This window comes from Xanthovirga aplysinae, from assembly GCF_009711365.1.
Classification (GTDB): Bacteria; Bacteroidota; Bacteroidia; order Cytophagales; family Cyclobacteriaceae; genus Xanthovirga; species Xanthovirga aplysinae.
Map to the genome: position 1 here is coordinate 1 of NZ_SMMB01000776.1, position 3,881 is coordinate 3,881.

The 3,881-nt window shown below is 41.2% G+C and carries 1 protein-coding gene; it reads right to left on the bottom strand.

From position 1 onward, the window contains the following. Positions 1 to 348: 348 nt before the first annotated feature. A complete protein-coding gene (gene rapA / locus E1171_RS05515) occupies positions 349 to 3,183 on the bottom strand; it encodes an RNA polymerase-associated protein RapA (protein WP_155204882.1) in 2,835 nt (944 codons plus the stop codon). Positions 3,184 to 3,881: the final 698 nt, after the last annotated feature.

A 3,881-nucleotide genomic window follows, 5' to 3' on the forward strand; every position in this document is an offset into this window, starting at 1 on the left:
TTTTGGATTAATTTGAGGGGTTGTGTTTCAGTGGATGAAGTGCTAAGAGGGTATTTTTATTGAACTTTAAGTAATATATTGTCATATTTTCCCTTGGAATTACTTACTTGCTAATATAAATTTTTTTATATAGTAAATTGAATTTTGCTTGAAAATTAACCCTAAAAAAATTGGATTATTCTTACATTTAGTCTTCGACTCAAAAAGCCTGCCTCTAAGGAATTATAATATTGGTGGTTGACATGATCTCATCACTAAATCAAGGGATTTTAGGAAGCCTCCAAGATGTAGAGGCAGAATAAAATTGTGTCGATAACCTTTGTCAATTAAAGGGAGCTTACAAAAAAACTAAAAATCACCCTTCCGAATTAGTTGGAGAGCATCTAAGCGGATTCGGGCATTTCGAATGAGGGAGGCAAGCGTTCTCTGCTCTTCGAGGGCCATCCGAATTTCTTCCGGTCGAATGTGCTTGTTCTTTTTACTTAGAGATTCAAGTCGACTGATTTCGTGGTCCAAGGTGAGATTCATTCGTTGGAGGCCATTTGAAATTTCTATCTCCCCAAATGCTTCAGCGATTTTTGTGGCGGCTGTGATCATATTCGGAAGAAGGGTTTCCATTAAGGTTTCATTCTGGATCAAGTCGTTCACTTGTCCAGGTATCAACTGACGATCTATTAATTCAACCGGATATAAATCTGTTACATCATGACCGTTATGATCTACCACTATTCTCAAAGGAGTATTGGGAAGGAAACGGTCTACCTGTTGGCTTTGTTTGCCCCCAGTTTCAAGGACAAAGAGCAGCTCAATAAGGATGGCAGGGGTTTCTCCTCCTGGAAGCACTCCGAAACTGGCGCCTCCTGTTCCCAAACTTAATACCATATCTATTGCACCCGTTACCATCGGATGATCCCAACTGAGGAAACTAACATCTTCCCTGCTAAGCGCCCGTTTTCGATCGAATGTGATTGCACTACCCTTATCAGGAATAGATGGAAATACCTCGGTATCTGTCTTGGAAGGGTGCAATAAATAAGTACGAGGAGCTAGGTCTTCCATTTCAACACCAAAATGTTCAAAGACCCTGGTCATATAGCTTTCTAGGCCCCTGTCGAGGTCTTCTTCCCTGATCTTTTTTACCAATTGTTCGGCAATTTTTGGACGAAAGGAATTCATTTCGAGTAATCGATCCCGCCCATTGGTAAGGGTTGCTTTGAGTTTTTGATGAAAAACAGCCGTGTCAGCAATCAATGATTCCACTTGGTTTCCTGCTTTTGGTGATGAGAATGTTAAGGAGGTATTCAACATCCGGTCATTAAAAATTTGCGCAATTTTATTTCCTCCCTCAAGGTTTTCGGTTAAGGCATTTAAGCCTTTGTGAAACCACTTTACAAGCACTTCCTGAGGGCTTCCAATGAGGTAGGGAACATGAATCTGTATCTCTTCTGACTGACCGATCCGGTCGAGGCGCCCGATGCGCTGTTCTAACAATTCCGGATGAAATGGCAAGTCGAATAGTACAAGGTGATGTGCGAATTGGAAGTTTCTCCCTTCGCTTCCTATTTCAGAACATAGGAGTAATCTGGCGCCACCTGATTCCGAGAACCAAGCAGCATTCCGATCTCGTTGTACAATAGTGAGATCCTCATGAAAAACACCTACTTTAAGATGGGTGCGTTTGCGTAATGCCTTTTCCAATGCGAGCACCTTTTCTTTACTCTTGCAAATGAGCAACACTTTTGCAGGGCGAAGATCCTCCATTAGCTGAACAAGCCAGTCAACCCTTGGGTCATTTGTAAAACAAAATTGTGGCCGAGTGGAAGCTTCTGGCGAAGTTTCCATATCCCTTAAAAACTCCTTTGTCAAGCGCTCAATCCATAGGCCATGTTCATCTTTTGCTTTAATGGGAATCAGGTGGGCTTTTCGGTTTGGGAAGCCACTTATCGCTGATCGGGTATTACGAAATATCACTCGCCCAGGTCCATGTTGGTCAAGCAGGTCCTCGATGAAGTTATGTCGTGCTGATGCTCCCCCTTCAGCCAAAAGGTCCATTCTTTCCTTTCCAAAAAGTAATGCCAAAAATTTCATATCCTTGGGATGAAGGGTTTTCCCTAAAGACAGGCGGTCAACAATTTTAGCGATCTCTTTATAACCTTGTGATTCCTTTTTAAAGTCTTCAAAATCCGTATATCTGTCCGGGTCCAGTAATCGAAGCCGTGCGAAGTGACTTTCTAAACCCAACTGCTCAGGGGTAGCAGTCAAGAGCAATAATCCTTTGGCTACTTTACTCAATAACTCTACTACAGCGTATTCCCGGCTCACTTTGTCAACAAACCATTCCAGATGGTGTGCTTCATCCACTACAAGCATATCCCAACCAGCTGATAGGGCCTGCCGGGCCCGAATTTCTGAACCTGCCAAAAATGAAGTACTACAAATGATGAGTTGATCGTCCAAGAAGGGGTTGCCATTCGGTGCGCTGTCATCAATTGCGGTGCAACGTTCTTCATCAAAAATGTGAAGCCAAAGATTAAATCGCCTTAGCATTTCGACAAACCATTGGTGAACAAGAGAGTCGGGAACCAGAATCAACACTCTGGAAATCCGCCCATTCAAAAGTAAACGATGCAGAATTAAGCAAGCCTCTATGGTTTTTCCAAGGCCTACTTGGTCTGAAAGCAGGACGCGAGGAGCATATCGACTACTCACCTCATGTGCGATATAAAGTTGGTGAGGGATGAGGTCTATACGGCCACCCACAAATCCATTTACAGGGGAAATTCTCCTGCTATGGTCATGTTGAAGAGTCTTCCTGCGTAAAGAAAAAAGTTCCGGTGTGTCCACATCTCCCATGGAAAGCCGGTCCTCCACTCCATGCTTGTCTGACACTTCCCCAAGGTCTGCCTCTGACAACTCCTTGTCCTGTCCAAAATAAATGAATAAGTTGCCTTTTTCTTCTACATGTTCAATGACTAAGGGGCACTTTTTGATATCTATAATTGTATCCCCAGGCTTGAAACGCACTCTGCGGAGGGGGGCATTTTCTATCGCATACTGTCTAACCTCTCCGGATATGGGAAAATGTAGCTGTACACGACCTTTACTTACTTCCGTAACGATCCCTACCCCCAGTTCCGGCTCTCCTTCACTAGTCCATCTTTGATCAAGAAAGAAGATTCCCATATAGCTTTTCCTATTAGACTAAGTATGAGTCATATTGAAATTTAGAATGACTCATGTTTTTTTAAAATAACAAGGCCTTCTGTTTTGGAGGTGAAAACCCAAAATAGAAGATTTGTATTAATCGCAGCAAGAAAATGAAAGTAGGCGAGACAACAAAACCTTGCGTTAGATTTGAGACAATTAATAATTATATAGTAGTACAAAATAAGAAGGTGGGGATCCCTCTTCAGCTAAGCCAGTCATTTCTGAACATTGATTTATAAATCCAAAAAATAGCTGTGTTTAGTGTTTATCTCTGGAATAAGCAGGAAGATTTTACTGTTATGCGAATGGGACTTTGAGTTCTGATTTCAGTGCTTTGACGGTTGGGGTTTTTCTGCAAAAGGTTGTGGAAGGAAGAACCAAAAAGTAGTAGAAACCGTAGGTGGCCCGATTTAAAGTACAGTGCATAAGCCGGACACTTGCGTTAGAGTAAATTTAAATTTTCTATTGGCTGCAAATGGTTTTTGAAAAGTCTGATTTTCGCTTCAAAACAAAATATTTAAACAAGCTCTTAGTAGGGGGAATTAAGGAAAGCAAATACTTTCAATTCTAATAGAATTTTAAATCAGCTCTTTTCTAAGAATAAAAGCTCATACAATAAGTGAAAAAAATATCTATAAATTTTATTTAAATAAATATTTACCTTAATATTATAT

Coding starts and splice junctions, on each gene's coding strand:
- rapA (WP_155204882.1), bottom strand. CDS start 3,183: ATGGGAATCTTCTTTCTTGATCAAAGATGGACTAGTGAAGGAGAGCCG.